General features: G+C 49.7%; 27 protein-coding genes, 3 tRNA genes, 1 riboswitch and 1 other annotated feature (1 of these 32 running past the window's edge). Of the genes, 23 read left to right on the top strand and 7 right to left on the bottom strand.

Annotated features, from left to right (window positions below):
- Positions 1-56: 56 nt before the first annotated feature.
- On the bottom strand, positions 57-581 hold the full coding sequence (locus ACYVSB_RS03845) for an AAA family ATPase (RefSeq protein WP_461218482.1): 525 nt from the start codon (positions 579-581) through the stop codon (positions 57-59).
- A gap of 49 nt (positions 582-630) precedes the next feature.
- Positions 631-1,434: a helix-turn-helix domain-containing protein gene (locus tag ACYVSB_RS03840; RefSeq protein ID WP_002334816.1), complete on the bottom strand. Its 804-nt coding sequence runs from the start codon at positions 1,432-1,434 to the stop codon at positions 631-633.
- 338 nt (positions 1,435-1,772) lie between these two features.
- On the opposite strand from ACYVSB_RS03840, the gene ACYVSB_RS03835 reads away from it, so the two are divergent.
- The 13 genes from ACYVSB_RS03835 (at position 1,773) to phnE (ACYVSB_RS03775) (ending at position 12,872) form a co-directional block, all read left to right on the top strand.
- Entirely contained in the window at positions 1,773-2,186 is a 414-nt protein-coding gene (locus tag ACYVSB_RS03835; protein ID WP_002588751.1) for a cysteine-rich VLP domain-containing protein, read from the top strand.
- A 111-nt stretch (positions 2,187-2,297) separates the two neighbouring features.
- The gene (locus ACYVSB_RS03830) at positions 2,298-2,693 is read left to right on the top strand and encodes a replication initiator protein A (RefSeq protein ID WP_002588752.1); all 396 of its coding nucleotides are present in this window, start codon (positions 2,298-2,300) and stop codon (positions 2,691-2,693) included.
- 183 nt (positions 2,694-2,876) lie between these two features.
- Entirely contained in the window at positions 2,877-3,821 is a 945-nt protein-coding gene (gene mobV / locus ACYVSB_RS03825; RefSeq protein WP_002334814.1) for a MobV family relaxase, read from the top strand.
- Positions 3,822-3,893: 72 nt separating this feature from the next.
- Positions 3,894-4,088 carry a hypothetical protein gene (locus ACYVSB_RS03820; RefSeq protein ID WP_002334813.1) on the top strand — a complete coding sequence of 65 codons (195 nt, stop codon included), beginning with the start codon at positions 3,894-3,896 and terminating at the stop codon, positions 4,086-4,088.
- A 99-nt stretch (positions 4,089-4,187) separates the two neighbouring features.
- Complete coding sequence (locus ACYVSB_RS03815; protein WP_002334812.1) at positions 4,188-5,810, top strand: recombinase family protein; 1,623 nt, start codon at positions 4,188-4,190, stop codon at positions 5,808-5,810.
- Between the two features lie 61 nt (positions 5,811-5,871).
- Complete coding sequence (locus ACYVSB_RS03810) at positions 5,872-6,879, top strand: XRE family transcriptional regulator (RefSeq protein WP_125601974.1); 1,008 nt, start codon at positions 5,872-5,874, stop codon at positions 6,877-6,879.
- Positions 6,860-7,084: a PLD nuclease N-terminal domain-containing protein gene (locus ACYVSB_RS03805; protein WP_125601971.1), complete on the top strand. Its 225-nt coding sequence runs from the start codon at positions 6,860-6,862 to the stop codon at positions 7,082-7,084. The genes ACYVSB_RS03810 and ACYVSB_RS03805 overlap by 20 nt, the downstream gene beginning before the upstream one ends.
- Complete coding sequence (locus ACYVSB_RS03800) at positions 7,081-8,007, top strand: ABC transporter ATP-binding protein (RefSeq protein ID WP_461218481.1); 927 nt, start codon at positions 7,081-7,083, stop codon at positions 8,005-8,007. The genes ACYVSB_RS03805 and ACYVSB_RS03800 overlap by 4 nt, the downstream gene beginning before the upstream one ends.
- A complete protein-coding gene (locus ACYVSB_RS03795) occupies positions 8,004-8,756 on the top strand; it encodes an ABC transporter permease (RefSeq protein WP_461218480.1) in 753 nt (250 codons plus the stop codon). The genes ACYVSB_RS03800 and ACYVSB_RS03795 overlap by 4 nt, the downstream gene beginning before the upstream one ends.
- Before the next feature lie 440 nt (positions 8,757-9,196).
- The gene (locus ACYVSB_RS03790) at positions 9,197-10,255 is read left to right on the top strand and encodes a phosphate/phosphite/phosphonate ABC transporter substrate-binding protein (RefSeq protein WP_461218479.1); all 1,059 of its coding nucleotides are present in this window, start codon (positions 9,197-9,199) and stop codon (positions 10,253-10,255) included.
- Between the two features lie 203 nt (positions 10,256-10,458).
- Positions 10,459-11,256 carry a phosphonate ABC transporter ATP-binding protein gene (gene phnC, locus ACYVSB_RS03785; RefSeq protein ID WP_461218478.1) on the top strand — a complete coding sequence of 266 codons (798 nt, stop codon included), beginning with the start codon at positions 10,459-10,461 and terminating at the stop codon, positions 11,254-11,256.
- On the top strand, positions 11,249-12,049 hold the full coding sequence (phnE, locus tag ACYVSB_RS03780; RefSeq protein ID WP_461218477.1) for a phosphonate ABC transporter, permease protein PhnE: 801 nt from the start codon (positions 11,249-11,251) through the stop codon (positions 12,047-12,049). Before phnC ends, phnE (ACYVSB_RS03780) begins: the two co-directional genes overlap by 8 nt.
- Before the next feature lie 13 nt (positions 12,050-12,062).
- Complete coding sequence (gene phnE, locus ACYVSB_RS03775; protein WP_461218476.1) at positions 12,063-12,872, top strand: phosphonate ABC transporter, permease protein PhnE; 810 nt, start codon at positions 12,063-12,065, stop codon at positions 12,870-12,872.
- 110 nt (positions 12,873-12,982) lie between these two features.
- Here the strand turns inward: phnE (ACYVSB_RS03775) and ACYVSB_RS03770 are convergent, their stop codons facing one another.
- Positions 12,983-13,219, bottom strand: a complete 237-nt coding sequence (locus ACYVSB_RS03770; protein WP_125599033.1) for a cytochrome b5 domain-containing protein — start codon at positions 13,217-13,219, stop codon at positions 12,983-12,985.
- Between the two features lie 948 nt (positions 13,220-14,167).
- Between ACYVSB_RS03770 and ACYVSB_RS03765 the strand changes: the two genes are divergently transcribed.
- The 4 genes from ACYVSB_RS03765 (at position 14,168) to ACYVSB_RS03750 (ending at position 15,292) form a co-directional block, all read left to right on the top strand.
- The gene (locus ACYVSB_RS03765) at positions 14,168-14,587 is read left to right on the top strand and encodes an NUDIX domain-containing protein (RefSeq protein WP_461218475.1); all 420 of its coding nucleotides are present in this window, start codon (positions 14,168-14,170) and stop codon (positions 14,585-14,587) included.
- Positions 14,588-15,062: 475 nt separating this feature from the next.
- Positions 15,063-15,134 (top strand) — tRNA-Glu (locus ACYVSB_RS03760).
- Positions 15,135-15,136: 2 nt separating this feature from the next.
- Positions 15,137-15,209: transfer RNA gene (locus tag ACYVSB_RS03755), tRNA-Val, on the top strand.
- A gap of 10 nt (positions 15,210-15,219) precedes the next feature.
- Positions 15,220-15,292, top strand: a tRNA-Asp gene (locus ACYVSB_RS03750).
- 116 nt (positions 15,293-15,408) lie between these two features.
- Here ACYVSB_RS03750 and ACYVSB_RS03745 read toward each other — a convergent pair.
- Positions 15,409-15,729 (bottom strand): DMT family transporter, encoded by a 321-nt coding sequence (locus ACYVSB_RS03745; protein WP_125599039.1) that lies wholly within the window; start codon positions 15,727-15,729, stop codon positions 15,409-15,411.
- Positions 15,730-16,091: 362 nt separating this feature from the next.
- Between ACYVSB_RS03745 and ACYVSB_RS03740 the strand changes: the two genes are divergently transcribed.
- The 4 genes from ACYVSB_RS03740 to ACYVSB_RS03725 all read left to right on the top strand — a co-directional run bounded on the left by ACYVSB_RS03740 (position 16,092) and on the right by ACYVSB_RS03725 (position 20,358).
- The gene (locus tag ACYVSB_RS03740; RefSeq protein ID WP_461218474.1) at positions 16,092-17,117 is read left to right on the top strand and encodes a zinc ribbon domain-containing protein; all 1,026 of its coding nucleotides are present in this window, start codon (positions 16,092-16,094) and stop codon (positions 17,115-17,117) included.
- Between the two features lie 363 nt (positions 17,118-17,480).
- On the top strand, positions 17,481-18,146 hold the full coding sequence (locus tag ACYVSB_RS03735; RefSeq protein WP_461218473.1) for an ATP-binding cassette domain-containing protein: 666 nt from the start codon (positions 17,481-17,483) through the stop codon (positions 18,144-18,146).
- Positions 18,143-19,273 (top strand): hypothetical protein, encoded by a 1,131-nt coding sequence (locus ACYVSB_RS03730; protein WP_461218472.1) that lies wholly within the window; start codon positions 18,143-18,145, stop codon positions 19,271-19,273. Before ACYVSB_RS03735 ends, ACYVSB_RS03730 begins: the two co-directional genes overlap by 4 nt.
- Entirely contained in the window at positions 19,270-20,358 is a 1,089-nt protein-coding gene (locus ACYVSB_RS03725) for a hypothetical protein (RefSeq protein WP_461218471.1), read from the top strand. The genes ACYVSB_RS03730 and ACYVSB_RS03725 overlap by 4 nt, the downstream gene beginning before the upstream one ends.
- A 76-nt stretch (positions 20,359-20,434) precedes the next feature.
- Here the strand turns inward: ACYVSB_RS03725 and ACYVSB_RS03720 are convergent, their stop codons facing one another.
- Both ACYVSB_RS03720 and ACYVSB_RS03715 read right to left on the bottom strand, forming a co-directional pair.
- A complete protein-coding gene (locus ACYVSB_RS03720) occupies positions 20,435-21,124 on the bottom strand; it encodes a hypothetical protein (RefSeq protein WP_461218470.1) in 690 nt (229 codons plus the stop codon).
- Positions 21,125-21,207: 83 nt separating this feature from the next.
- Positions 21,208-21,453: a hypothetical protein gene (locus ACYVSB_RS03715; protein ID WP_461218469.1), complete on the bottom strand. Its 246-nt coding sequence runs from the start codon at positions 21,451-21,453 to the stop codon at positions 21,208-21,210.
- 311 nt (positions 21,454-21,764) lie between these two features.
- Positions 21,765-21,844, top strand: a riboswitch (SMK box riboswitch).
- Between ACYVSB_RS03715 and metK the strand changes: the two genes are divergently transcribed.
- The gene (metK, locus tag ACYVSB_RS03710; protein ID WP_461218468.1) at positions 21,842-23,053 is read left to right on the top strand and encodes a methionine adenosyltransferase; all 1,212 of its coding nucleotides are present in this window, start codon (positions 21,842-21,844) and stop codon (positions 23,051-23,053) included. It overlaps the preceding riboswitch by 3 nt.
- 147 nt (positions 23,054-23,200) lie before the next feature.
- The gene (locus tag ACYVSB_RS03705; protein WP_461218467.1) at positions 23,201-24,679 is read left to right on the top strand and encodes an MDR family MFS transporter; all 1,479 of its coding nucleotides are present in this window, start codon (positions 23,201-23,203) and stop codon (positions 24,677-24,679) included.
- On the opposite strand, the gene ACYVSB_RS03700 is transcribed toward ACYVSB_RS03705, so the two are convergent.
- A complete protein-coding gene (locus ACYVSB_RS03700) occupies positions 24,646-25,287 on the bottom strand; it encodes a phosphatase PAP2 family protein (RefSeq protein ID WP_461218466.1) in 642 nt (213 codons plus the stop codon). The two genes, ACYVSB_RS03705 and ACYVSB_RS03700, sit on opposite strands and share 34 nt — an antisense overlap.
- A gap of 916 nt (positions 25,288-26,203) precedes the next feature.
- Positions 26,204-26,327: a binding site (T-box leader), on the top strand; it runs 83 nt beyond the window's last position.

Genomic DNA, 26,327 nt, shown 5'->3' with positions numbered 1-26,327 from the left:
TCTTGACCGTTGACTGGCTCGGCTGGCTTTGCTATCTTCCTGACAAATGGGAATGTCTAAGATAGTAAAGACGTCCCACATGCAACTCTTTCTTTTATTGCGGAAACCGTATCTTTAATTGTGAATGTAGTTGTGTCTATGACATTTGATTCATATACTCCCAAACCGGAAAATTGCTCCCACATTGTTTCCACTAATTCAATATTTGTTTTTCTATCTAATTTTGAGCGTTCCACAGCTCGCTTCATAGTTTCTTTTTTACTCGCTCTTAATACAATATAGTGTACCTCGTAATCTTCTTGGGCAAGAGCTTTCCATGGCTCCAAAAACCATGGCCCGACAATCCCATCTACAATTACATCATATCCGCCACGAGCATATCGCTTTGCAGCTTCTAAAAAGGCTTCAATGACAACCAGATTTTGCTCGTTGGATTCTGGCAAATGTGGTGGTATTGCGCCTTTGCTTAAGTAATGAAAAAAGTCATCGGTGTGCATATGCACTGATTTATCCATATCTGATTCCTTTGCGACAATTGACGCAGTTGTTGTTTTTCCTGTCCCCGGTGAGCCTGTAATCACAATAATTCTTCCTTGATTCATCTGTATTTTCCCTCACAATTCAAATTTATCACTTTGTTCCTGCCTGCTCAATCATCTTCTTCGCAAACTGCTGGAACATTTCAACAGTTTCTTTATCCATCGGTGTAAGCTGTCCGATCTGTCCAGCTATCATCGCCGTTACATCGTCAATGGAAAGTGGTTTTTGTTTCTGTTCCGCCAGTGCGTCCCGCATGGCTTGGAACATAGCGGCGGTCACAGCTTCTCCCGGCTGTTCCCCGTTGTCAATGTCTTTCTTAATGTCCCGCAGGATAGCCAGGAACACATTTTTGATTTTTTCAATCTCCGCTTCATGTTCCCCTATCTTTTGGGCGTTCAAAAGCTGTAAATCCTGCTTCGCTTCTGCCCGGTGTTCCGGGTGTTCTTTCATCAGGTCGGACAGGGAAGCCGTTGCCATCTCGATAAGCTGGTTTCTTGCTGTTATGCCCTTTGCCGCCGTATCCTGAAAATAAATCCGTATCAAATCTATCAGCTTAGGAAAATTCCTGTGTTCCAACAGGCGGTTGAGGATTTGCACATCAACAGCACCCGTCACAAGCCCCCTCACGGCTCCCTCGGACAAGCCTAATTCAGAAATATCGTAGCTTTTACGAACGCTCACGGTAGACAAGCCCAGTATGTAGTCTGTCGATACCTTAAATTCCTTTGCCACACCTATGAGAATATCACTGCTGACCGTTCTTGTTTCGCCGCTGACAATGCGGCTCAACTGGGAAGCGGAAACGCCTATCTTCTCCGCAAGTTCCTTTTGTGTGATGTGGTTCCCGTTGCATAAATCGGAAATCCGCTGTCCGGGCGTTCCGGGTAAAGCCATAGATACGCACCTCCTCCGCATACTTCCATTATACAGAATGATTGCAAAAATGCAATTTCCAAAGTGTAAACTTCATCAAAATGCAATTCTCGCAATATTCCGGGAATTGCATTTTTTTCGTGTAGACTTAGGGTAGTTCATCGATGGACGGCACCTTGAAAACAGAATGACCGTCCGAAAAGGAATACCCCGGCTGGGGAAGCACCGCAAGGAGTCGGACTTCGGGACAAAATGTCCCGAAGTTGCGAGGAGCGTGCCAACGCCGGAACACGCCGCAGGAATGGGGCAGGAAACCTTTTCGGGGAGAACGGCAACGGAAAGCAAAATGGAGGGAACGCATGAGAGATAACCCCTATAAAGACTTGCCGCCGCTGGAACGCAGGCCGGACGGTTCCCTTTACCGCATGACCCCGGCGCAGAGAAAACAGGCGGCCAGCCTGATACGCCGGGAGTGCTGTTGCTGTGAGGACGGCAACTGCATTGTCCTTGACGATGGGGACACCTGCACCTGTCCGCAGACGATTTCTTTCTCGGTCTGCTGTAAGTGGTTCCGCTGGGCGGTCTTGCCGCTGGACGGGACGCTGGAAGCGGAGATTTTCCGGGATAAGGACTTGAAACGCTGTGAGGTCTGCGGCGGTGTGTTCGTCCCCAAATCCAACCGGGCAAAATACTGCCCCGGCTGTGCCGCCAGAGTTCACAGGCGGCAGAAAACAGAAAGTGAACGGAAAAGGAGGTCTGCTGTGGACAGTTAGGAGCGAAAAAAGCCTTGATTTATCAGGCTTCGCAAGCCCCAAACCGGGGCTGGTGGTATAAAGTATCGCCCGCCCCGGAAAACGGGCTTCTAACCGTCCACAAAACGCACTATGACAAATACCATCTATATCCATCAGCCGGAAAAGGCGTTCAGCTTCACCCGGCTCCCGAATTTCCTCTTTGAAGCCCCCACATTCAAGCCCTTGTCCAACGAGGCAAAGGTTCTGTACGCCTTTATCCTGCGCCGGACAGAGTTATCCCGCAAGAATGGGTGGGCGGATGATTGCGGACGGATTTATCTGTACTATCCCATCTGCGAGGTGGTTGACCTGCTCCACTGTGGGCGGCAGAAAGCGGTAAACACCCTGCGGGAACTGCAATACGCCGGGCTGGTGGAGATCCAGAAGCAGGGCTGTGGAAAACCCAACCGCATTTTCCCAAAATCCTATGAAGCGGTTCCAAACACCGACTTCAAGAAATCCGGTTCTGGTACGCCGGAGGGCTGAAAACCGTACTTATGAAGTGAGGAAATCACTCCCCGGAAGTACGAAAACCGGACGGTATATAGAAATACAAAGATTAAAAAGATTTATTTATATTCTATCCATTCCAATCCTATCCGAGCTAATTTCTGCGGGATTTTCCCTGTGGAAAACCCCGGATAGGAAAGGAATGGGGAAAGGAGCAGAATGGCACAACACGCAATTTTGCGGTTTGAGAAGCACAAGGGCAACCCGGCAAGGCCGCTGGAAGCCCATCACGAAAGACAGAAAGAACAATACGCCAGCAACCCCGACATTGACACAAGCCGGAGCAAGTACAACTTTCATATCGTCAAGCCAGAGGGCAGGTACTATCATTTCATTCAAAACCGCATTGAACAGGCCGGGTGCCGAACCCGCAAGGACAGCACACGGTTTGTCGATACGCTGGTAACTGCCAGCCCGGAGTTTTTCAAGGGGAAATCCCCAAAGGAGATACAGGCGTTTTTCCAGAGGGCGGCGGACTTCCTCATTGGCCGGGTAGGACGGGAAAATATCGTGTCGGCGGTGGTACACATGGACGAGAAAACGCCCCACCTGCATTTGACCTTTGTTCCGCTGACAAAGGACAACCGCCTGTGTGCAAAGGAGATTATCGGCAACCGGGCAAACCTGACGAAGTGGCAGGACGATTTTCACGCCTATATGGTGGAGAAATATCCTGACTTGGAGCGTGGGGAGAGCGCCAGCAGGACAGGCCGGAAGCATATCCCCACCCGGCTTTTCAAACAGGCGGTTTCCCTCTCCCGGCAGGCAAGAGCCATTGAAGCCACACTGGACGGCATTAACCCGCTGAACGCCGGAAAGAAAAAAGAGGAAGCCCTCTCCATGCTGAAAAAGTGGTTCCCGCAGATGGAGAATTTCTCCGGGCAGTTGAAAAAGTACAAGGTCACAATCAATGACCTGCTGGCGGAGAATGAGAAGTTGGAAGCAAGGGCAAAGGCCAGCGAAAAAGGAAAGATGAAAGATACGATGGAACGGGCAAAGCTGAAAAGCGAACTGGACAATTTACAGCGGCTGGTTGACCGTATCCCGCCGGATATACTGGCGGAACTGAAACGTCAGCAGCGGCACACGGTAAAGGAAAGGTGATAGATATAAGCAGAAATTTTCGCCGCCTCTGTGCGGCATTGTACCTTGAAAACTGAATATGGAGGACACTGGATGGCAAAAAGTGAAAGCGATATTTTTACACCCCGAACAGGGCAGGTTATACAAGCAGAGAACGGCACGCAGTATTTTGTATGTGGGAACAACCGTATAAAAATCTCCGAACACTTCGCCGCAGGCGGGAAGCCCCTCGGTGATCTGATTGTAGATGTGGTGCGGCATACCGCAGAAAAAGCCGCTTCAACCTGATAGCCCATCATTGATAACACGCCCACGCTTATGATATAATTGCCATAGAGCAAAAGTATTGTAAGCGTGGGTTGTTTCTTTAGAAGGAGGATTTTTACGGTGAAACAACCTTACAATACTACGATTTACAACACGGCGCTTTATATGAGATTGAGCCGGGACGATGAACTGCAAGGAGAAAGCGGGAGTATTCAGACACAACGCATGATGCTCCGGCAATATGCCGCCGAGCATGGCCTGAATGTCATAGATGAATATATCGACGATGGATGGTCTGGAACGAACTTTGACAGGCCGGATTTTCAGAGAATGATTGATGACATTGAGGACGGGAAAATCAACTGCGTTGTTACGAAGGATTTATCCCGCTTAGGCAGAAACTACATTCTGACCGGCCAGTACACGGAAATCTACTTTCCCAGCAAAGGCGTCCGCTATATCGCTGTCAATGACAATGTGGACACCATCAACGGAGAGAATGAGCTTGCCCCATTCCTCAACATTCTGAATGAAATGCACGCCCGCCAGACCAGCAAAAAGGTAAAGGCGGCCATGCGGACACGGTTCGCAAATGGCGCACACTATGGAGCCTATGCTCCGCTTGGCTATGTCAAAGACCCAGATAAGAAAGGCCATCTTCTGATTGACCCGGAAACAAGGTGGATTATCGAAAAGATTTTTGACCTTGCCGTTCATGGCCGGGGAGCCGCCAGCATTACACGGATTTTGGTCGAAGAAAAAGTACCTACTCCCGGCTGGCTGAATTTCCAGAGATACGGCACTTTCGCAAATATCTATGCCGGAGCGCCGGAGGAAAAAGCCTATGCGTGGACGATAGCGCAGGTGAAAAGTATTCTGAAAGAGGAAACCTATATCGGACACAGCGTCCACAATAAGCAGACCAACATTTCATTCAAAAACAAGAAGAAAGTACGCAAGCCAAAAGAGGAATGGTATCGTGTGGAGAACACCCACGAAGCGATTATTTCCGAAGATGTGTTCCGTCAAGTACAGGAGCAGATTTGCAACAGGCGCAGACGGCAGAAGAACGGCACAACACAGATATTTTCCGGGCTGGTAAAATGTGCGGACTGCGGCTGGTCGCTGGCCTATGGTATGAACAGCCAGAACAAAAATCCCTATGCCCACTACCATTGTAGCAAGTACGGGCAAGGATTGCACCAGTGTTCCATGCACTATATCCGCTATGATGTGCTTTACGCCTATGTCCTTTCCCGTCTGCAATACTGGTCTGTGCTGGCACAGCAGGATGGGGACAAACTTCTGAAACGGCTACTTAACGCCAGCGACAAGGAACGCAATACTGCAAGGAAGCGGCAGACAGCCGAACTGAAAAAGGCGGAAAAGCGCAAAGCAGAAGTAGACACCCTGTTTGCAAAAATGTATGAGGACTGGTCTGCCGGACGCATTACAGAATACAATTTCAATATGCTGTCCGAAAAGTATCAGGGCGAACAGCGAGAATTGGACGTAAAAATTGAACGGCTTCACGAAGCGATGGAGACCGCCGCCCAGACAGCGGTTGACGCTGAAAAGTGGATAGGTCTGATGAAACAGTATGTCAATCCCACAGAATTGACGGCTGAACTTCTGAATACGCTGATTGAAAAAATCCTTGTCCATGAAGCGGTCAAAAGTGAGGACGGAAGCCGGGAACAGGAAGTGGAAATCTTCTACCGCTTTATCGGCAAAATCGAATGACACATCTTGAGATACCCAACAATATCTTTAACTAAGGGAAACGGGACAAAGCTATCCCGATGTGACCCTGCTTCCACTTTTAGCGGCCTATTTCGACATTAGCGTGGATCAGTTATTGACCTACAATGCCCAGTTGACCACCGCGGAGATCCAACGCATCTACCAGCAATTGAAGGCGGAGTTTGGTCAGCGTGATGGGGCGATCCTGCTCAAAAAGATCCATGATTTGGTGCGGCAGTATTATTCCTGCTACCCGTTTGTGTTGCAAATGGGGCTATTGCTGGTGAATCATTTGGATTATTTACCGGGCAAAGATGCCGCCGAGAAACAGAGAACCTATTTGACCGAGGCCCGGGCCTTATTTGAGCGGGTCAAGAATGCGGCCGGAGATCCGGAGTTGGTCGTGCAAGCGCGGAGCTATCAGGCTTATTGTGATCTGATGCTGCAGCAGCCGGAGCAAGTTTTAGCGGCATTGGGGGAGTTCGTGCCAGCGACGATCCCACCAGAGTCGTTGATTGCCGGCGCTTTTCAACAATTGGGACGCAATGATGAGGCGTTGCGGACGGTTCAAAGCGCGTTATTCCAATATTTGACTGAATTAATGAGTTTGCTGACCAATTCGTTGTTACTCTTAAGCGACCAGCCCGCAAAATTTGCGGAAACCTACCAACGAACTTGGCAATTGGCCACGGCCTTTTCCTTTCCCGAGATTCATCCCGTCGTGGTCTTGAATTTCTTGCTCGGCGCTTGTCTGGGGTTTGCTCATCAGCGGCAGATCGCGCTACTCAGTCAGGTGCTGACCCGGTTTGAAACGGTGCTGCGCCAAGTCGTGGTGCCGATCAAGTTACAGGGGGATGCTTATTTCGATCGGATCCAACCGTGGCTGGATCAGTTGGAGATCGGACCGCAAACGCCACGCAATAGTAATCATTTACGCCGCGATTTACTGCGCGTTTTGCTGGGGGATCCGCAGATTCAAGCCTTGGCGACGGAGCCGACGCTTGCGCCACAGCTACAAAAACTACAAACCTTATTGGAGGTTGAACAACATGACGAACCTGCAGAATAATAGTCAATTTTTTATTGAAAATCTGCCCATCCTGATTCCCTTGATCTTGTTGGAATTTGGGCTAATGATCGCGGCGGTGATCCACGTTCTCCGCCATCCTCATTACCGTTTCGGCAACAAGATCCTCTGGTTAGTGATCGTGGTGGTTTTCCAGATCATTGGGCCAGTGGTCTACTTTGTGTTTGGCCGCGGTGACCAGGCATGAGTTTGCTGGAATTGCACCAAGTTGGGAAAAGTTTCGGGAGCCAGCAAGTCCTGAACAATTTAGAGATGGCTGTTCCCGAAGGCGCGATTTTCGGCTTTGTTGGTGAGAATGGCGCAGGTAAAACCACGACGATGCGGCTGATCTTAGGTCTGGAACAACTGGATCACGGTACGATCCAGATCGCTGGCCGTCCCGTTGAATATGGCGGCGCGACCACCAATCAGTTGACGGGCTATTTACCTGATGTGCCCGCGTTTTACGATTATTTGACGGCGGCAGAATATTTGCGACTGTGTGGCCAGATCACGGGATTGCCTCAGGCTGAGTTGACCCCGCGGATCAAAACGATGTTGACCCGGGTCGGCTTGGCAACAGGGCAGCGGCGGATCAAGGGCTTTTCTCGGGGGATGCGGCAGCGGCTGGGGATCGCTCAAGCGCTGTTGAATCAACCTCGTTTATTGATTTGCGATGAGCCTACTTCCGCGCTTGATCCCGAGGGACGGAATCAATTTCTCGAATTATTAGCCAGTTTACGAGGGCAGACCACGGTTTTATTTTCGACCCATATTCTTGCGGATGTGGAGCGGATCTGTGATCATGTGGGGATCTTGGATCAAGGGCGACTGCAAGTTTGCGATACGCTGACCGCCTTGAAGCAGCAGTATGCCCAGCCTCAATTGATCTGGCGCTTTGCTCAGGTCGACGCGGCCAACCGCTTTGCCCAGGCATTGGCGGCCCAGCCAAACTGGGGTCAAGTGACGACGGCCACCCAGCAAGTCCGCCTCGCTTATCAAGGCCCGGCCGAACCCCTGATCCGGCGGGCCTGGCAGCTGTTGTTGCAAATGGAACTAACGCCATTGGCAATGGAACAGGTGGCGCCTTCCTTGGAACAGATCTTCTTAAAGGTGGTGGGGCAACCATGACGTGGATCATGATCAAAAAGGAAGCTCGGGAAGCCTGGCGCTCTCGGCGTTTCTTGATCCTGTTGATTGTTTTTCTGATTTTTGGGCTCATGAATCCCTTAATGGCCAAATTAACGCCAGAAATCATGAAAATGAGTTTCGGCAAGCAATTCTCAGTGCCGACACCGACTTCATTGGATTCGTGGACCCAGTTTTATAAAAATAATAGCCAGATCGGTATCTATTTACTGGCGATCATTTTCGGTGGCACCGTCAGTGGTGAGGTCAATCGTGGTACGTTGGTCAATTTGGTGACCAAGGGATTGCCGCGGCGAACGGTGATCGTCAGTAAGTGGCTGGTGATCACAGCGGAATGGGTACTGGTGGCGCTGGTTTCGTTTCTCGTCACGTGGGGCTATACCGCTTATTATTTCCCCGATCAAAAGAGTCCTCATCTTTGGCTGGCTTTCTTGCCATTGCTGCTGTTTGGCTGTAGCTTGACGGCGCTGATCGTGTTGGCTTCGACTTTGGCGCGCAACAGTTACGAAGGCCTGTTCATGGTGATCGGCTACACCGTTATTCTGTATTTGCTGAGTCTATTCGCTGATTTCAAGCATTATAATCCTTTGTCACTGATCAATCATAATCTGACTTTCTTGACCAAGGCAGGTAGCTTAACGCCTTATTGGCCGGCCATGCTGGTGACTGGCGCCTTAGGAGTGCTGGCTTTGCTTTTGGCCAATCTGAAGTTTGCCCGCAAGCAACTTTAGTCCCATGACGTTGACCAGTTGGTTCTAGCCAATTGAATGTGGTTAGGTGGGGGTACACTCAAATTAAGATTTGTTTGTCCAAGCATCGTGGCGCGCACGATGCTTTTTTTGTGGCGCCAGCGTCAAGAGTGGCTCTGACTTTTTTTATTAAAAGTTCGGTAAAATCCGAACATTGGAACGAACCACTTTATAAGCTACTAAGAACCAATCAAGATAATGGTAAGAGTTATTTGTAATCAATGCCTATCTATTGCTGTTACTGCAAGTAATGGCGCTGTTACGGCGACGCTTTCAGAATCTGGCCACTTTTTAAATGGTGAACTTTTCCCGAAAATATTAAAATAAAGTTCGTAAAACGTCTGGTTTGCCGAACTTGTGAATGCTATAATGAAAATTGCTGAACACAGCAATAAACCGTTTTTTCTTGAGGAGGAGCTATTTTGTTTAAGAAAGTTTTGCGTTTTGCGGGCGTTTTGGGTTTGGGCTTGGCGTTGACTGCCTGCGCGTCTGACACCAGCACCACTGGTTCGAAGTCTGGCGCAGATGCCGGCGCGTCAAAGAGTATCGACAAATTGTCGATCGGATTTGTCCCATCCCGAGATCCGGAAGAGATCGTTTCCGCGACGAAGCCGTTGAAGGATCTTTTGAAGAAAGAAATGAAAAAGCAAGGCTATTCGATCAAAGACGTGGATATTTCTGTGGGGACCAGCTATGAAGCTGTTGGCGAATCCCTATCATCAGGCACTTTAGATGTGGGCTTCATTCCTGGTGGGACTTATGTTTTATACGATGATGGCGCCGAAGTGCTCCTGGCGGCGACACGGGCTGGCTTGTCTAACGACAGCGAAGATCCGGTTAAATGGAACGAAAACAAACCGACGAAGAAGACCGACAAACAGGCTGCTTCTTACCGGTCATTACTGATTGCTGGACCTTCGGCGAAAGGTCAAGCCTTAGGCAAGAAAATCAATTCCGGTGAGAAATTGACTTGGGATGATTTGAATAGCGCTTCTTGGAGCGTGATGAGTTCCTCTTCATCAGCCGGTTACATTTACCCAAGTCTTTGGCTGAAAGATCATTACAAGAAGAACATTTCTGATTTGAAGCACATCGTCCAAGCTGATTCATACGGCAGCTCCATGGCGCGTTTGGCTGCGGGTCAGGCCGATATCATGGTTGCGTTCGCTGATGCGCGGATGGATTACGAAAAACAATGGCAGAAAGAATACGGTCGCAAGGCCAGCATCTGGGATGAAACTAACGTCTTAGGTGTGACACCACCAATTTACAATGACACGATCTCGGTCAGCAAGAATTCTAAGATCATGAACGCTGACTTGAAGAAGGCCTTGTCACAAGCCTTTATCAACATTGGCAAGTCAGAAGAAGGTAAGAAAGTGATCGCGATCTATGCCCACGAAGGCTACAAGAAGGCAACCTCCGCTGATTACGATAATGCCCGTGAAGCCCAGAAGTTAGTCAAAGCCGCGGCTAAATAGCCAAAGTGGCGTGCAAGTTATGTATTGTGTTTTGGCTTGAAAGATTTTTAAAATCAAGATCAAGAGCCTGATCAAAGAAAGTGAGACCCTTGTTGGCCAGCAGCGTGTTGGTGCGACCTTGCGTCTCACTTTTTGCCGAATATGCGTCCAGTCGCGAGGTTGGCGCGCTAGTCGATCAGGGCGAAAATTGAGAGGAACAGAAAATGATCAAATTTGAGAATGTATCAAAAATCTATCCCAACGGTCACGTCGGTCTAAAAAATGTCGACCTGCAAATCGAACAAGGCGAATTTGTGGCGATCATCGGTCTTTCCGGTGCGGGAAAATCAACCTTGTTACGCTGTGTCAACAAAATGCATGACATCAGTTCAGGAAAATTGACCGTCAATGGTGTTGATGTGACCCAACTGAAGGGTAAGGAGATCCGGCGTTTTCGCAGTAAGATCGGGATGATTTTTCAATCCTTTAATTTGATCACGCGGACGACTGTTTTAGGCAATGTTTTGGTCAGTTTGGTGCCGGAGCTTTCTTGGTGGCGGCGTTTATTAGGCGTTTATCCGGCCACGGCGAAGATTGCTGGCCTGAAGGCGTTGGATAACGTGGGCATTTTGGATAAGGCGTACACTCGGGTGGACCAGCTTTCCGGCGGTCAACAACAGCGGGTGGCGTTGGCGCGGACACTGGTTGGCGATCCGGACATTATTTTGGCGGATGAGCCGGTGGCGGCCTTGGACCCAGTCACGGCTAAAATCGTGATGGATGATTTCCAACGGATCAATCGCGAAATGAATATTTCGATTCTCTTGAATATCCACCATGTTGATCTGGCGATTGAATATGCTGATCGCATTGTCGGGATCCGCCAAGGGGAGATTGTTTTCGATGGGCCGACCAGCGCGGTCACTCAGGAAATTATCGATGAGATTTATCAGGGTCATGGCGCTAGTTCGATCAAAGGGTCAGCAGAACCAGTGGCGACGGAGGTAGTTGTCGATGCGTAAACGAACCTTAACGCTGCCCAATGGAAAAGTGGTCACGGAACGACGCTCGAAAGTGCCACTGATCTGCGCGATCCTATTGGTCTTTATCATCGTGGCGATGCGGGTCACCCACTTCAGTTTCCGCACCTTGGCCACTAACGGCCATCAATTCTTCGTGATCTTGGGGGCAATGTTTCCTCCACATTTAGATTTCTTGAACCGAGTCTGGCAACCGCTGTTTGACACCATCAAAATGTCCTTCCTTGGGTCCTTGCTGGGCGCGCTGGTGGCCGTTCCGTTGGCGGTGTTATCGGCGACGAATATCGTCAAATCAAAATTAATTTCCGGTTTTTTTAAGTTGCTCCTTAGTATTATGCGGACCTTGCCGACAATTGTGATGGCCTTGATCGCCACGTTTATTTTCGGTTTAGGGACGATGGCAGGAACGTTGGCCATCTTTATCTTCACCGTGTCTTATGTGGGTAAACTGACTTATGAACAGATCGAATCCTTGGATATGGGGACTTTTGAGGCTTTGGAGTCCTTGGGGTTGACCCGGTTGCAGGCCTTTCGTTACGGCATCGTACCACAAATCTTGCCGACTTATTTGTCCACCTCGCTGTTCAGTTTCGAAGGTAATCTGCGCTATGCGGCGATCCTAGGTTACGTCGGCGCCGGCGGCTTGGGGATCATTCTCAATGAGCAGTTGGGCTGGCGTGATTATGGCAACGTCGGGATGATTTTGACGGTGTTGATCGTCACTGTGGGCTTGATTGAATTGATCAGTCAAACCGCGCGGCAGAAATTGCAGTAGGAGGGATGGGCGCATGAGTGAAATGATTGAATTAAAATTAAGTGAGCAGCCTTCCAAAAAACGGCAGTATCTGCTTTTAGGAGGCATCATCCTGGCGATGTTGCTCTGGTCACTAACGGCGATCACGTTTTCGGCGCCAGATGATGGCGGCGCTAAAATTGCCGGCAATATCATCAAGGGGATCTTGAGCCCGGACATGCAATTGCTCTGGAATTTTACTACCCAAGGTGTTTTCTATTTATTGTTCGAAACGATCTGTATTGCCTTTTTGGGAACGATCTTCGGAGCGATCCTTTCGATCCCCTTTGCCTTTCTGATGGCGCCTAGTGTGGTGCCGAAGCCGGTCTACTTGATCACGCGCTTCTTGGTGGTGGTGATCCGGACGATCCCTTCATTGGTCTATGGCTTGATGTTTGTCCGCGTTTCCGGTCCGGGACCGTTTGCCGGGGTGTTGACCATGTCGCTGACCTCGATCGGAATGGTTTCCAAGTTGTATGTGGATGTGATCGAAGATATCGATCGGGGCATTCTTGAGGCGATGGACGCCATGGGTTGCACGACTTTCGAGAAAATTCGTTTTGGCATCATTCCGCAATTGATCGCCAATTTCAGCTCGATCACGATCTATCGTTTCGACATGAATCTCCGGGACGCGACGATTTTAGGCCTGGTAGGCGCCGGCGGGATCGGGTCACCGCTGATTTTTGCGATGAATTCCTATCGTTGGCACCAAGTCGGCTCAATCTTGATCGGTTTAGTCGTTTTGATCTTGATCGTCGAGGCTATCTCCAATAAGTTGCGAGCGAAATTAGTTAATGGCTAGGATTGCTTGTCAAAATACCCGCCACGCTTGAATATAGCAAAAAAGGCAAGTCCATTTTTATTCTGGACTTGCCTTTTTTGGTCTAAGCGATGAGACCCGATTGTTCGCGGTTAACCTAGATACTTACCAACGACCTGCAATTTAGGCAGGACTGTTTTCAAATGGGGCGCGTGGGTGATCGCCTCACTGAGATCCTGGCCGGCCACATTGCCGTGGTGGTTGGGACCAGCCCAAGCCGCCATCGGGGTCAGGTCATAAACCAAGCCGTCGATCGCCGCGTATTTCTCTGGGCGGATCACGCCGTTGTATTCCGCTAATTCCGCTTTCGTAAAGGTGCGTTCTGTCATGTTGGCACACTCCTTCTCAATATTGTTCACTTTCATTATATAAGTCCGCCTGTTCATTGTAAAAGAAAGCGCTTGTTACCTTTTGGAAAAATGAGTCGTTTGGCCGCGGCCGGCGCTGCGCAGGGCGTTGGTGGTTGGCAGATGTGGTGGGGCTCCAGGTCGGGCTGGGGGTGGTGGAACGCTGCGGGCGTCACTTTGAGCTTCGCGAAACCCGCGCGAATCTCAAAGCTGAGCCTTATTGTAGGCGATAAATCGCCAACAATAATATCGCGGCTGACTCACCCCCAGCCCGACCTTCCGCCAACGAGTGAACAATCCACCAACGCCAGAGTGAGAGACGACCTGGGTAGCTTCTGAGCATTAGCCTAGTAACTATTTTGGAGGCTGGTTTATGCCTCCGGAATAGTTGCGTAGCTAAGCGGAAGAAGCTAGGTCGGCGAACACGTTTCAGTGCGGAACACAACGGGTTGACTTCGAGCGGTTAACCTAATCAGGATGAGCAATTAGGTTCATAAACCAGCTCAGCAGGGCCGTTAAAAAGAGTGTACATTCAAGCAAGTGGCCGCGGTGTGTGCAATAGGTAAATGAAATTTGAGGGTTATGATATTGCCATTAAAGAATCTGCTTGCGCTATGCACGACCAGAATGCTTCCCAAAAAGATATGTTAGCGGGCTATGACGGTCTTGACATCTGGATAGGCTTAGAACATAATTTCAAACGAATGGCTTAAATTAAAAGATAGCGTTCTGGAGAGGATAAATCTAATTTGGATTCTAATGTGGTTGTTCCGGAGAGGACGCAAGGGTTCAAATTAAACGCCGTAAAGAGCGGAGCCCCTATTCATTTCCAACAATCAGCTGTTTTGCATTTGGCCCAATCAGACTACTGATTTGGTCACAGCGCTTAAATGGCTCAAGGGACCAACATTTAAGTTAGGAGGATAAAAAATGCGCGCACGAGTCATCTTGTATGATGAGCGAACAAATTCGGTCTTGTTAATTGCTCGGAAAAAAAGCGATCAGCAGTACTGGACAATTCCTGGAGGCGGGGTAAAAGCTGGCGAAAGTGTTACCCAAGCGGCCGTTAGAGAAATTAAAGAAGAGTTGAACATCTCGATCGAAGCGCGTGCACTTAACTTTTTGTTCACGGCGGCTGACTTGGCAGAGCCACAGCGGATTTACCTTGCTAAAATTAGTCGGTCGCGCTATAATTCGCCAATTATTCACGGTGAGGAAAGAGAACGAATGTCGGCGGAAAACATCTATTCTCCGGCCTGGCTGATCGTCGACAAGCTTGAAACAATCAAACTCCAACCAAGTTCTGTCCAAGCGCGTCTTTGCCATTACTTTTCCGCTGGGATAGGCTGATCACTGATCCTCAATAAGCCCCACTGAAAGTAGTCATGGCCAAGTTGACAGTGAAGGCGAGGCTGGCTTTTTCCCTTAGTTTTTGGGGGGAGAGGTGGCGGAAGTTCCATAAAATTCGATTTCTTACTATTTTAATTTGGCGGTAGAAGCTCAACCATCCTTTACGACGTCATTCTGAACGTCAAAAAGATCAATTGGATTTGGGCGGATTATCTTGGTCGTGATCTGAAAGCAATAGCATATCAGCTAAAGCAATTCTGCGCTGAACAACATTTCGGCAAATTTCAGGCTTGAAGAAAATGTTTGGAACAATCGATTCTGGCGGGCGCTGGTCTTTTGTCAGTCATGCTCCTGCCAGAAATGTGCTTAAGCGGATCCTACAAATCACTCGAAAAAAATCTTTTCCAAGAAATTGCAAATAATTGTTGACCGCGACCGGTTTATCCCATATAATTAGTCTTGCTGTTATGTTAATGGCCCCTTGGTCAAGTGGTTAAGACACCGCCCTTTCACGGCGGTAACATGGGTTCAAATCCCGTAGGGGTCATTGGAGGTTTAGCTCAGCTGGGAGAGCGTCTGCCTTACAAGCAGAGGGTCACAGGTTCGAGCCCTGTAACCTCCATTTTTTTATTGGTCCCATGGTGTAGGGGTTATCACGCCTGCCTGTCACGCAGGAGATCACCGGTTCAAATCCGGTTGGGACCGTTAATTAAAACCGATTCGAAAAAAGTTTGCCACTGTTTCGTTGGCAAACTTTTTTCGTACGCTCGTTTTCTAGGCCTGATCGCAATCAAACCACCTGGCTGGTCGGCGCCAGCCGCTTAACTAGAACTGGTCATTTTGATCCCGACGATCCCGATCAGCAAAAAGCCGATAAAAAGCCAAGTCAAGGGACTGATTTGGTCCTTGAACAGTAGCCAACCGATCAGGATCGAACCAATGGCGCCAATTCCGGTCCAGATCGGATAGGCCAAGCTCATCGGCAAGCGCTTGATCGCTTGCGCTAAAAAGAAAAAGCTGGCGATCATCCCACCCAGGGTCAGTAGACTGAATCCTAGGCGGCTGAAGCCGTGGGATAGTTTCATTGTGGTGGCCCAGCAAATTTCGAAGAGCCCTGCTAAAAGTAAATAAAGCCAAGACATTTTTATTTCCTCCTTGAAGCCCCGTATCGCCGCTTTAAAACAAAAAAAGAGTAGCGATTCCTTCAATGACCTGATGGAATCGGTACTCTTCGCTACCCGGTGGCAGATTGTCTTTTGTTGATCATTGAATTGTAGCAAAGTTGGTCGGCAGGGTCAAGCTTTAGTTTCCGAGATAGGAACCAAAGACTTCGCAAGTTTGCACGTTACAGGCGCCTTTTAGTTTTGCAATTGATTGCCGTCTGATTAATTTTTAAGTTTTTTGCAAAAAAAGTTTGATCCGCACTTTCCGCCTGGAAAATGATTATGATAAGGGTTAATGATTTTCATCCGGGGATAAACCCCGGTCAAGGAGGTAAATTAACATGGTTCTTGCTGATCGCTCCCAGTCAAATCGGCACTACTGTTCCAACTGTGGTGTGCGTTTGACCGGGTCAGAAAAATTCTGTCCTCATTGTGGTATTCAATTAGCGTTGGACCAAGTTACAAAACCAAATGAGGGTGCTAACGCCGACCAACCTTTATCACGAGTGGCCCGCCGCCAACAAGCCCATTTCGCTGGGGCCAGCGAAGCAACGCGTGATCTTGGGACCAGCCCAGAGCTAACTTCGGCAACGGCACCAACTGTTGGTGAAGCCGAACCTGCGCCGGTTGCTGGGTCAAACCAGTCGACCCAACAAGCGCTTGCTGCTCAATCCGACCACGACGTTTCACCACAGTCCAGCGCACCGAGTTCACCGGTCAGGTCATCAGACCAAGTCAGTCGGCGCACGACTACCACGAAGAAAGTGACCAAGAAAAAGACCAAGCGCCGCCGCCAGCACCATTTACCGCAGGCACATCTACCTCATTCACGCCGCCAAAAGCAGCGCCTTGATTGGGGTGTGTCCGGAATCTTGTTGCTTTTTTCAGGCTTGTTGGCGCTTTATGGCACCTTGGCTAGTAGTTTTCTCAAAACGCCGCCCACTAGTTTGTACAGTTTGGTCACCACGGCTGGCGCTGCCTTGGGGATCGCCAGTCAAACGGCAACAACAGTGGCCGCGGCGACCGGTAATGCCGCGCAAAGCTTGGCGCTAGTGGCTAAGTTGTTGGTATTGCTGCCGATCACGGTGGTGGTCTTGGGCTTATTGCGCAGTCGCTGGGCCCGGCTAGTGGCCGTGATTCTCGCCGTCATTGAATTGGGGGCTTTTGTCGCTGCTGGTTTTTACGCTTCGCAGCTGGTCCAACGGTATTTAGGGGTGCAAGCGGGCAACTTCTTTACGATGCTGTTCAATCAGCGCGGCCAATTCATTGGCACGGCTGCCTATGCGTTGGCGTTAGGCGTGGTCGGGTTGTTTCTGTTCGCCTGGGGTCGCTTGCTACGGCGTGACCGCCAGTTGCGGCAGCAGTAGGCCGGCCAGCAACCCAGCCATTGATTCAGCCGTTGATCCAGTCATTGCTGCGGTAGGCCGTAGCGTCAGGCCTGCCCGTTGACTGAGGTGCCCGTGCGCTCACTTAAATTAATATTCCCAAATGTTGATCTGCCTTGAACATGATAATAGCCGCCACACGATGACCGTCAATGGGTCGCGTGTGGCGGCTACTTATGTTTGGAGCTGGCTGTTGCTGGCTTTGACCAGCAGAAATTCGGCGCGGAACCACGCGAAATCATTTTTATTAAAGTTCTCATGATCTCCTTTTTTTTTTTTTGAATATTTGTTAAAATAAATACAACACATGTGGAAAAGGGTCTTGAGTCATCGAGGAGCAGAAAAATGATTATTATTAAAGATGTCGATTTAGCGTTTGGCAACGATGTTTTACTGCGGTCTGGGCAGATGCGCATTGATCAGCAGATTTATGGGTTGGTGGCCACCAACGGCTCAGGCAAGACGACTTTATTGCGCACGATCGCCGGCTTGCTCCCTTTGAAAGGCGGGGAAATATATCTGACCGCTGACCAAACCAACGAGCGCTTGCCCACCTTGGCCAAAAAGAAGAATCTGTTTTATTTTGAGACCGGCGAGTGGTTCGACGGCAACTTGACGGCGGCGGATTATTTGAAATTTGTGGCAAAACAGTGGCAAGGTAATTCGCGACTAATTGAGGAAGCGGTGGACTTCTGGGAAATGCGGCCGTTCCTCCGCCGACCGATTCGCAAATATTCCTTGGGGATGAAGCAAAAGACGGTCCTGGCGCTTTACTATGTGGCCAACACGCCGTACTGGCTGATGGATGAACCGACGCTGGGGCTGGATCTGGACAGTCAAGCGCGATTCATCAGCTTTATGAAGGCGGCCAAACAGCGGGGCACCTCGATTTTGTTTTCTTCCCATCAAAACGATAGTCTGTTATCCGTGGCTGACACTTTCTATATCCTAGATAAGCAACAACTGATTGCCTCAGCGGAACTGCCGCGGGATTGGGGTGAGCGCGGATGAGCTACGTCAAAATCCTACTCAAAAAAGGCTACCGACGTCGCAGTCTTTATCTGGTGCTGATCCTGCTCGTTGGGTTGATCACACTGCTCAATTGGAATAATGAAAGAAATGCGACTGGGGCCAACAGTCTGCTCAATCAAACGGAGCTGAGGATCAAGGATTACAACGGCTATATCAAACAGAATAAGCAAATTGCTAGCGCCGATTCGCCGGCGGTAACCAATTTGGTGCAGCAACGCCAATATTTGCAGGCCATGGTCAAGGCACTGAAAAAAGGCGATGAGCAAACCTATTTAACCAATCAAATCGCTCTCCTAACCTGGCAAAAGAAACATACGCCAGCAGATCAGTTGGCGAAGATCGTCAGTATTCCGGGTATGACGAATACAATCGCGAAGATGTTACTCTTGGCCCAAAAACAAGCGCAGGGGCAGACAGGCGTGGAGCTGGAAGGTTATGAAGTCCGGGGAAGTACGTTTTTATATCGGACGATCCAGTTATATAGTCCGGTCATTTTGACGGCGGTGATCATTTTTGTGTTGACCCCTTTGGTGATCAGCCCTTACTTCAAACGGCTGGATATTGAACGGGAGTTGCCGCGACCAGCCGCGCAGAAGGTTCTCTTGCGCACCGGCGTTTCTGTGACCATGGGGGTTGCCTGTTTACTGATCTTCTATTTCGCTTGTTTCCTAGTGGGCACGATTCGGCATGGCGCCGGTAGTTTTGCCTATCCGATCTTTGTTTATTCCCGTGATCGATATTGGTTGGAGCCACTATGGCAAGTCCTCGCGAAGATCCTTGTTTTGCAGATTGCCTTAATTGTGGCAATCAGCGCCTCGATGCAGCTGATCGCGCAGTTAACGAGGAATAGTTTCGCGACCCTCTTCTTGAGTTTGATCCTGATTATTGGCTCGTATTTGTTGATCGACCAGACTTCAGCCAGTGCCTTGACCCCATTGGTGCCGACTTATTACTTAGGACCAACTGGCGTGGTCACCGGCACATTTCGCGCGCTAACGAAAAATGCCCAGATCAGTTTACCTGGGGGCATCCTGGTTAATACGGGTTATAGTTGTTTGGTCTTGCTCGCGGTCTGGTATGGTGAACGGCGAGGTGAGCGCGCATGAAAAGCTATCTGGCCTTGTTGTGGACGCAAACACGGAAGAACTATTTTTTGTTGGCGGCTTTTGGTTTTCTCTTCGTCATAACATTGGGCTTTTGGTTCTTGAACACGACCAATCAAAATTCGCCGTTTCTCCAGCAAAGTGAGCTCGATCGGCCCCAGTTAGAAGAGGCGCTGGCGGTGGTGCAGGCAGAAAAGGGCGATGGGCAGGCGATAACCGCCGGTCTCACGAGATTGGATGCGGCCAAGCAAGCCTATCTTAAGCACGACTACCAGCAGGCTTATCGGCTGACGCTGAAGAACTATCAGGCTTTTCCACAGTTAAAGGCCAATTTAACGGCGCCTGACGAGAAAATACAGTTATGGCACGCATTGGCGGCGGCTGATTTACCTGAGGTCGATCTGGCCCACGCCAATAACACGATCTTGTTTAGCTATCGCTTCCTGGAAACGGTCTTTCCAGTCTTAGTCGTACTGGTCAGCGCCTATGTGTTCGGGCTGATTTTCCGGAGTTCCTATGCGGCCAAATTGAATTTAGATGGACTCTTGCCCCAGCGTTATTGGCAAATTTTATTGGAGAAATTGTGCTTTTCGACCATTATTGTGTTATTCGGGGTAGCCTTGATTCTGGGAATCGTTGACCTGATCGCCGCTTTATTCGCTGGTTTTGGTCACACAAATTATCCAATCAGCGCCTATCAGGCCGGGCAACCAGCGCTGACCAATGTGGCGACCATTCTGGGCAAGAGCATCGTCTTGGCTGGCCTGATCATTCCGGCGATCGCGATCACTAGCTTCGTGCTGCAACAAGTGACGGGGAATTACTTGTTAACTTTCTTTTTGACGTTTTTTGTTTTTGTTGGCCAAGCCTATTTGGTGACCATCTTAAAAAGTTTCAAAACAATCGTCCATCTCTTGCCGGGATTTTATCTGCAAGTGGTCGGGATCGCGACGGGTTCGCTGGCCGTGACCCTGGGGAACGCGCAGATTACTTATCAGATGGGTATCAAGGTCATCAGTTGTTATTTGGTGGTGATGGTCGGTGTCATGTTGCTGATTGGCCAGCTGCGACAAGCGCGCCGTCATTGAGGTTTAGTCAAAATAAGCGCCCCCTAAGTCGATAGGCGGGCGCTTATTTGTGTGATTGCTGGTCGATCCGCGATCCTCAGGGTAATTTGGTCAAGATACTCATGATGAATAGCAACAGCGCTGGAAATTGGCGCCAGTCTTTGCGCCGTGGGTAACCAATGAGGCTGGCTAAAAGCACGACCGCGATTCCGATCGTCGCGCTGAGGGTCAGCAGGTCGCGCGCCATCAGAATAAAAATCAGTACCAAACTTAGAAAGGGCCAGAGAAAGTCACTGAAACTATCGAAGGGGACACTGAAGGCGATTTTGGCCAAATATAACCCACTGATCAGCAGGATTTGACCGGTGGAAACAGAATCGTTGATCGTGTCCAGTAAGGCGATCGAGAGAAAAATCGGAATGATCCCCTGTTCGAGTAAAAGACCCAGGCGCAGATCAACTCGTTCAAGGACTTGCGGGTTGATGGCGATTTTTAAAATATATTGCATTAAAAGCAGGCAGGCAATCAGCCAGGATTTCTCGATCAGGAGGACCACCACCGGAATTGCCAAGACAAGATCGGTCAGCCACAGGGGCACCGTCCAGAAATCGTTGGCTTGATCCAGCGTGACGACCAATAAACTGAAGATGACCACCCAGGCGAAATCCCGGGGCACCGCAATTTTAATGTGCCCGGCTAGCAAGAAAGGCAGGCTGAGTAGGGGAATGGCTTCAATTAGAATCTGAAGGAGCAAGTAATCGGTTCGACGTGGTTTGGCTCGTTTCAATGATGAGACCTCCTTAACAGTTAGATTTATCGTAATGTTTTTTTGCGAGGTGGTCAAGTTAAGAATGTGGTATGGGTGAGGCTTCAGGTCGGGCTTGGGGTGGTGAAACGCGGCGCTAGCAAAAGTAGCCTGCCCGCGGCTTGCGCTGCGAAATTCGGGGTGAGCTCGCTGTGGGCGCTGTTTTGAGCCAATCCGCAAAGACCGCGGCTTGTCTCAAAATCAGGCCTTGGTCTAAGTGGCAAAGCCACTAAGACCAATTTCACGGCGATCTCACCCCGAATTTCTCCGCTCCAGCCGCTCAACGTTATCATAATCGTTTGATCACTCACGCTGACCAGCAAACTCTTATGATTTATATGGCGTTACGCAATTGACGACTGAGTCTAACGAAAAACAGAGTGCGAGCCGACCCGGGGAGGTCCCGAGCATTAGCCTAGCAATTGTTTTGAAAACTGGACTTTGCTTTTGGAACAATTGCGTAGCTAAGCACAGGGAGCTGGGCGGCGAACACGTTTTGAGTGCGGAACACAGCAGGTTGGCTTTGCACGTTAGCCTAGCAACTAATTTGAGGCTTGTTTCATAACACCTGCTTTTACCACAAAAAGATGCTTTTATTCAGTTTATAAATATGTTATCATAGGCAAGTTACAGCATTCCCGATGGGATCCACACAATGTGGAGCTGCCTTGTAACCTTAAAGAAGGGGGAACCAATCTAATGAAAAATCGTCACTTATTTACCTCGGAGTCTGTCTCTGAAGGGCATCCAGATAAAATCGCCGACCAAATCTCGGACGCAATCTTGGATGCGTTATTAACTCAAGACCCGTTAGCACGGGTCGCCTGTGAAACAACCGTTACCACAGGGTTAGTTTTAGTCGTTGGGGAGATTTCAACGACGGCATATGTTGACATTCAAGCGATTGTCCGTAAAACGATCATTGAAGCAGGTTATGATCGTGGCGAACTAGGCTTTGATGGCCATAACTGCGCCGTTTTAGTCGCTTTGGATGAACAGTCGCCTGACATCGCCCAAGGAGTCAATGAGGCGATTGAACAACGGACGGCGGCTAGCGTGGATCCCCTTGATCAGATCGGCGCTGGTGATCAAGGGATGATGTTCGGTTTTGCCGTGGATGAAACGCCGGAATTGATGCCATTACCAATTTCGTTGGCGCACCAATTGATGCGGCAAACGGCCAAGATTCGTCACGAAGGACGCCTACCATACTTACGACCTGACGCGAAGTGCCAAGTCACCGTTGAGTATGATGCCGAGACTGGCACCAAGCCTCAACGAATTGACACTGTGGTTTTAAGCACTCAACATGATCCGGAAGTCACCTTGGCTCAATTGAAGCAAGATGTGCTGGAACAGATCATTCGTCCGGTTTTGCCGGTGGAGTTAGTGGACGCGCAGACCAAGTTTCTGATCAATCCCACTGGTCGTTTCGTGATCGGGGGACCTCAAGGCGATTCTGGGTTGACCGGCCGGAAAATCATCGTTGACACTTATGGCGGTTACGCCCGCCATGGCGGCGGCGCGTTTTCGGGTAAGGATGCGACCAAGGTCGATCGTTCGGCTAGTTACGCGGCGCGCTATGTCGCCAAGAACCTGGTTGCGGCTGGCCTAGCGCGGAAGTGTGAGGTGCAGTTGGCTTACGCGATTGGGGTCGCGCAGCCGGTTTCGATCAATATTGAAACCTTCGGAACTAGTCAATACAGCGAACAGGCCCTGATTGATGCGGTTCACGCCAATTTCGATCTGCGACCTGCTGGCATCATTAAAATGTTAGATTTACAACGCCCAATTTACAAGCAAACAGCAGTTTATGGGCATTTTGGACGTACAGATGTGGATTTACCATGGGAGCACACAGACCGCGTCGCTGGTCTGAAAGCGGCTCTTAATGGTGAAGTTGCGAGATAAGAGGCGATCCAATTGGAAAGTTTTTTTCCAATTGGGTCTTTTTTTGCGAAAAATTGCGCAGCGCCGCAGTTGATCACGGCCAACTGCGGGTTGAAGCTGCAGGTTGGCGTCAAGATTTCAGGGCAAGGGTAGAAAAAAGGAGTTAGTATGAAAAAGAAAAAAGAAACCAATGTTGTTTTAGCAACCATCGCGATTTTTGTCGCGACCTTTATGACTGCAATCGAGGGGACAATTGTTTCCACCGCGATGCCAACGATTATTGGCAGTTTGAACGGCGTTTCCATGATGAGCTGGGTCTTCTCGATCTATTTGTTGACCAGTTCGATCTCCACGCCGATTTACGGGAAACTCGCCGATCGGATTGGCCGTAAACCCGTTTTCCTCGTCGGCTTGGTGATTTTCCTGATTGGGTCTTCAATGGCTGGGCTCTCCCAGAGCATGCTGACCTTGATTTTGTCGCGGGCCTTGCAAGGGCTGGGCGCCGGCGCGATCCAACCCGTGACCTTTACCATGATCGCCGACATCTACCCTTACGAGAAAAGAGCCCGCGTGCTTGGGCTGAATAGTTCCGCTTGGGGGATCGCGTCGATTGTGGCGCCATTGCTGGGTGGTTATATTGTCCAGCACCTGTCGTGGCATTGGATCTTCTTCATCAATGTCCCTGTGGGGCTGATCACCATGTTGTTGGTGATTTTCTTCTTCCAAGAAGATCGCCGCTCCGCCAAAGAACCAATCGACGTGGCTGGCTCCGCGACGTTAAGTATTCTCTTGTTGGCTTTGATGCTATTCGCTCAGGGCCTGGGCGGCACCACGAACCCGTGGATCAACGCGCTGTGGCTTGTGCTCGCCGTTGTCGCCGGTTTCTTCTTTATGAAGGCCGAACGAAAAGCCAAGGATCCATTGATTCCCTTGGCTTTATTCAAAAACAATCTCTTTTTAGGGCAAAACTTAGTCGCCGCTTTGGTCAGTGGCGTGTTGATCGGGTTTGAAGTCTATATTCCCATGTGGATGCAAGGCATTCTTGGTTTGCCCGCGACCATGGGTGGTTTCGCCGTAACGCCCAGCTCGGTCCTATGGATCTTCGGTTCCTTCTTGGCTGGTCGCCTGTTAGTTAGTCAGCCGGCTACTCGGATTGTCAGTGTCAGTTTGTTCGTGATCACTGCCGGCATTGGCGTTCTTAGTTTTCTGCCCATGGGCACTAGCTTTGCGGTCTTCTTGTTAGTCGCCGCTTTCCTCGGTTTCGGCTTTGGAATCGCGATTACGACCACCATGGTGACCGCGCAAAACGTTGTTGCCGAAAACGAGATCGGGGTGGCGTCCGCGATGAACACCTTGTCCCGGACCATCGGCCAAACCTTGATGATGTCTGTGTTTGGAATTATTCAGAATACTTTATTTGCTCGCGGGATCCAAGACCAGCCCCAATTGAAAATGTCGATGCTAAATAAATTGATCAACCCGGAAACGGCGACACAGATTCAAAGCAATCTTTTGCCCCAATTACGGAGGATCCTACTCCAAGCGATGCATGGGGTTTATCTTACTGGGGTGATTTTGGCGGTTATTGCCATTGTCGTCAATTTTTGGACCGCTCATCGCCACGCTGGTAATTCAGCGCTTAAATAATAACGCTGGCCGACTTGCCAATGTAAAATCAGATTGGCGCTGGCGAACAGAAAGCCCGCTGTCACATCACTGGGGTAGTGGACGTGCACATATAAGCGGCTTAATCCTAAGAGAATAATCAGTAAAACTCCGAAAATGGCGAGCACGATGCGCCATTTTTTTGATTTGACCAAACAATAACCGATGACGATCAGACTACCAAAAAACATCACTGCCGCGGTTGAGTGACCTGAGGGGAAACTAAAGCCAGTTTCACGAATCAATTGATCCGTCGGTCGTGGTCGCTGGATCCAGCCTTTGATCACGTGGTTCAATAAGGCGCCCAGCCCATTGTTGGCGGCAATGAACACACCAAGCCGCCAATGCTTGGCCCAGATCAGCACCACCAGGATCACCGCGGTCAGGATCGTCATGATCAGCGGATTTCCCACCTTGGTAAAGGCGATAAAAAAGTTATTCGCTGCTGGATGCCAGGGCGCCAGCCAGCCATAAATCAAATTATCATAGTTGTGGATCCATTGTTGCTGCGTGACCACGCCCCAGATGAACCCAGCGAAAGCTAGGTATAAAATGCCGACCAACCACGGCCAAGTCTTCTTCGATGTCATTTATTTACGACTCCTCTTATTTGCTTATTCTAAATTAATAGAGATATTATAGCATATCTGCACAGCCAACATGGTTAAGAGCTGGTTAAGATCAGCTTGTCTGTCAAGCTGTCATTGATTTGAAAGATGAGCGTTTCTGTCGTTGGACGCTTGCAAACGTAGTGAGGATTGCAAATCCCGAAAGTCCGGAAACAAAACCCGCCTCCAAAACTCTGGCTAAGGTAATGTCAAAGTCAATCCGTTGTATTCCGCACTCTGGCGTTGAAACGTGTTCGCCGACCTAGCTTCTTCCGCTTAGCTACGCAATGGTTCCGGAAGCAAAGTGCGGCTTCCAAAATAATTGCTAGGCTAATGCTCAGAAGCCGACCAGGTCGGCTCACACTCTGGTTTGAAACGTGCTCCACACAACTGACTTCTGCGCTTAACTACGCTCTTGTTTCGGAAGCAAAGGACGCTTCCAAAACAAGAGCTAGGTTAATACTCGAAGTCAACCCGTTGTGTTCCGCACTCTGATTTTTGAAACGTGCTGCGCGCAACTGACTGCTGTGCTTAACTACGCTAGGCTTCCGGAGGCACAACCCAGCCTCCAAAATCTTAGCTAGGTTAATGCTCGCAGTCAACCCGTTGCGCTCCGCACTCTGACGTTGGTGGGCTGTTCGTTCGTCAGGCGGAAGGTCGGGCTGGGGGTGAGTCAGCCGCGATATTATTCTTGGCGGCTCTGCCGCCTAGAATAAGGCCGAGCTTGAAGATTTTCGGTGCACTTCCGAAAAGCTTCAAGTCGTGCCCGCAGCGTTCCACCACCCCCAGCCCGACCTGGAGCCCCACCACATCCGCAAACCACCAACGCCCAAGCAGGCGCCGAAAAAATGCAATCAAACCTTGCTCTTTGCGGTCATTCTGGTGTATATTAAACAGTAACAACATACCGAGTCACAGGACTAGTAATCGAAAATTTGCGCTCAGCGAGTAGGCGGTCAGTGCGAGCCTATCGCAAATCACGATGAACTCACCTGCGAAACTTACCGTGAAGACAGTAGCGG

Source organism: Lapidilactobacillus salsurivasis (genome assembly GCF_054785215.1).
The sequence above is the reverse complement of the archived record's forward strand: the minus strand, read 5'-3'. Positions and strand labels throughout refer to the sequence as shown.

What these genes read in the sequence shown, in the direction of transcription:
- ACYVSB_RS03840 (WP_002334816.1), bottom strand. Translation starts at nt 1,434, where the DNA reads ATGGCTTTACCCGGAACGCCCGGACAGCGGATTTCCGATTTATGCAAC.
- ACYVSB_RS03835 (WP_002588751.1), top strand. Translation starts at nt 1,773, where the DNA reads ATGAGAGATAACCCCTATAAAGACTTGCCGCCGCTGGAACGCAGGCCG.
- ACYVSB_RS03830 (WP_002588752.1), top strand. Translation starts at nt 2,298, where the DNA reads ATGACAAATACCATCTATATCCATCAGCCGGAAAAGGCGTTCAGCTTC.
- mobV (WP_002334814.1), top strand. Translation starts at nt 2,877, where the DNA reads ATGGCACAACACGCAATTTTGCGGTTTGAGAAGCACAAGGGCAACCCG.
- ACYVSB_RS03820 (WP_002334813.1), top strand. Translation starts at nt 3,894, where the DNA reads ATGGCAAAAAGTGAAAGCGATATTTTTACACCCCGAACAGGGCAGGTT.
- ACYVSB_RS03805 (WP_125601971.1), top strand. Translation starts at nt 6,860, where the DNA reads ATGACGAACCTGCAGAATAATAGTCAATTTTTTATTGAAAATCTGCCC.
- ACYVSB_RS03800 (WP_461218481.1), top strand. Translation starts at nt 7,081, where the DNA reads ATGAGTTTGCTGGAATTGCACCAAGTTGGGAAAAGTTTCGGGAGCCAG.
- ACYVSB_RS03795 (WP_461218480.1), top strand. Translation starts at nt 8,004, where the DNA reads ATGACGTGGATCATGATCAAAAAGGAAGCTCGGGAAGCCTGGCGCTCT.
- phnC (WP_461218478.1), top strand. Translation starts at nt 10,459, where the DNA reads ATGATCAAATTTGAGAATGTATCAAAAATCTATCCCAACGGTCACGTC.
- phnE (WP_461218477.1), top strand. Translation starts at nt 11,249, where the DNA reads ATGCGTAAACGAACCTTAACGCTGCCCAATGGAAAAGTGGTCACGGAA.
- phnE (WP_461218476.1), top strand. Translation starts at nt 12,063, where the DNA reads ATGAGTGAAATGATTGAATTAAAATTAAGTGAGCAGCCTTCCAAAAAA.
- ACYVSB_RS03770 (WP_125599033.1), bottom strand. Translation starts at nt 13,219, where the DNA reads ATGACAGAACGCACCTTTACGAAAGCGGAATTAGCGGAATACAACGGC.
- ACYVSB_RS03765 (WP_461218475.1), top strand. Translation starts at nt 14,168, where the DNA reads ATGCGCGCACGAGTCATCTTGTATGATGAGCGAACAAATTCGGTCTTG.
- ACYVSB_RS03745 (WP_125599039.1), bottom strand. Translation starts at nt 15,729, where the DNA reads ATGTCTTGGCTTTATTTACTTTTAGCAGGGCTCTTCGAAATTTGCTGG.
- ACYVSB_RS03740 (WP_461218474.1), top strand. Translation starts at nt 16,092, where the DNA reads ATGGTTCTTGCTGATCGCTCCCAGTCAAATCGGCACTACTGTTCCAAC.
- ACYVSB_RS03735 (WP_461218473.1), top strand. Translation starts at nt 17,481, where the DNA reads ATGATTATTATTAAAGATGTCGATTTAGCGTTTGGCAACGATGTTTTA.
- ACYVSB_RS03730 (WP_461218472.1), top strand. Translation starts at nt 18,143, where the DNA reads ATGAGCTACGTCAAAATCCTACTCAAAAAAGGCTACCGACGTCGCAGT.
- ACYVSB_RS03725 (WP_461218471.1), top strand. Translation starts at nt 19,270, where the DNA reads ATGAAAAGCTATCTGGCCTTGTTGTGGACGCAAACACGGAAGAACTAT.
- metK (WP_461218468.1), top strand. Translation starts at nt 21,842, where the DNA reads ATGAAAAATCGTCACTTATTTACCTCGGAGTCTGTCTCTGAAGGGCAT.
- ACYVSB_RS03705 (WP_461218467.1), top strand. Translation starts at nt 23,201, where the DNA reads ATGAAAAAGAAAAAAGAAACCAATGTTGTTTTAGCAACCATCGCGATT.
- ACYVSB_RS03700 (WP_461218466.1), bottom strand. Translation starts at nt 25,287, where the DNA reads ATGACATCGAAGAAGACTTGGCCGTGGTTGGTCGGCATTTTATACCTA.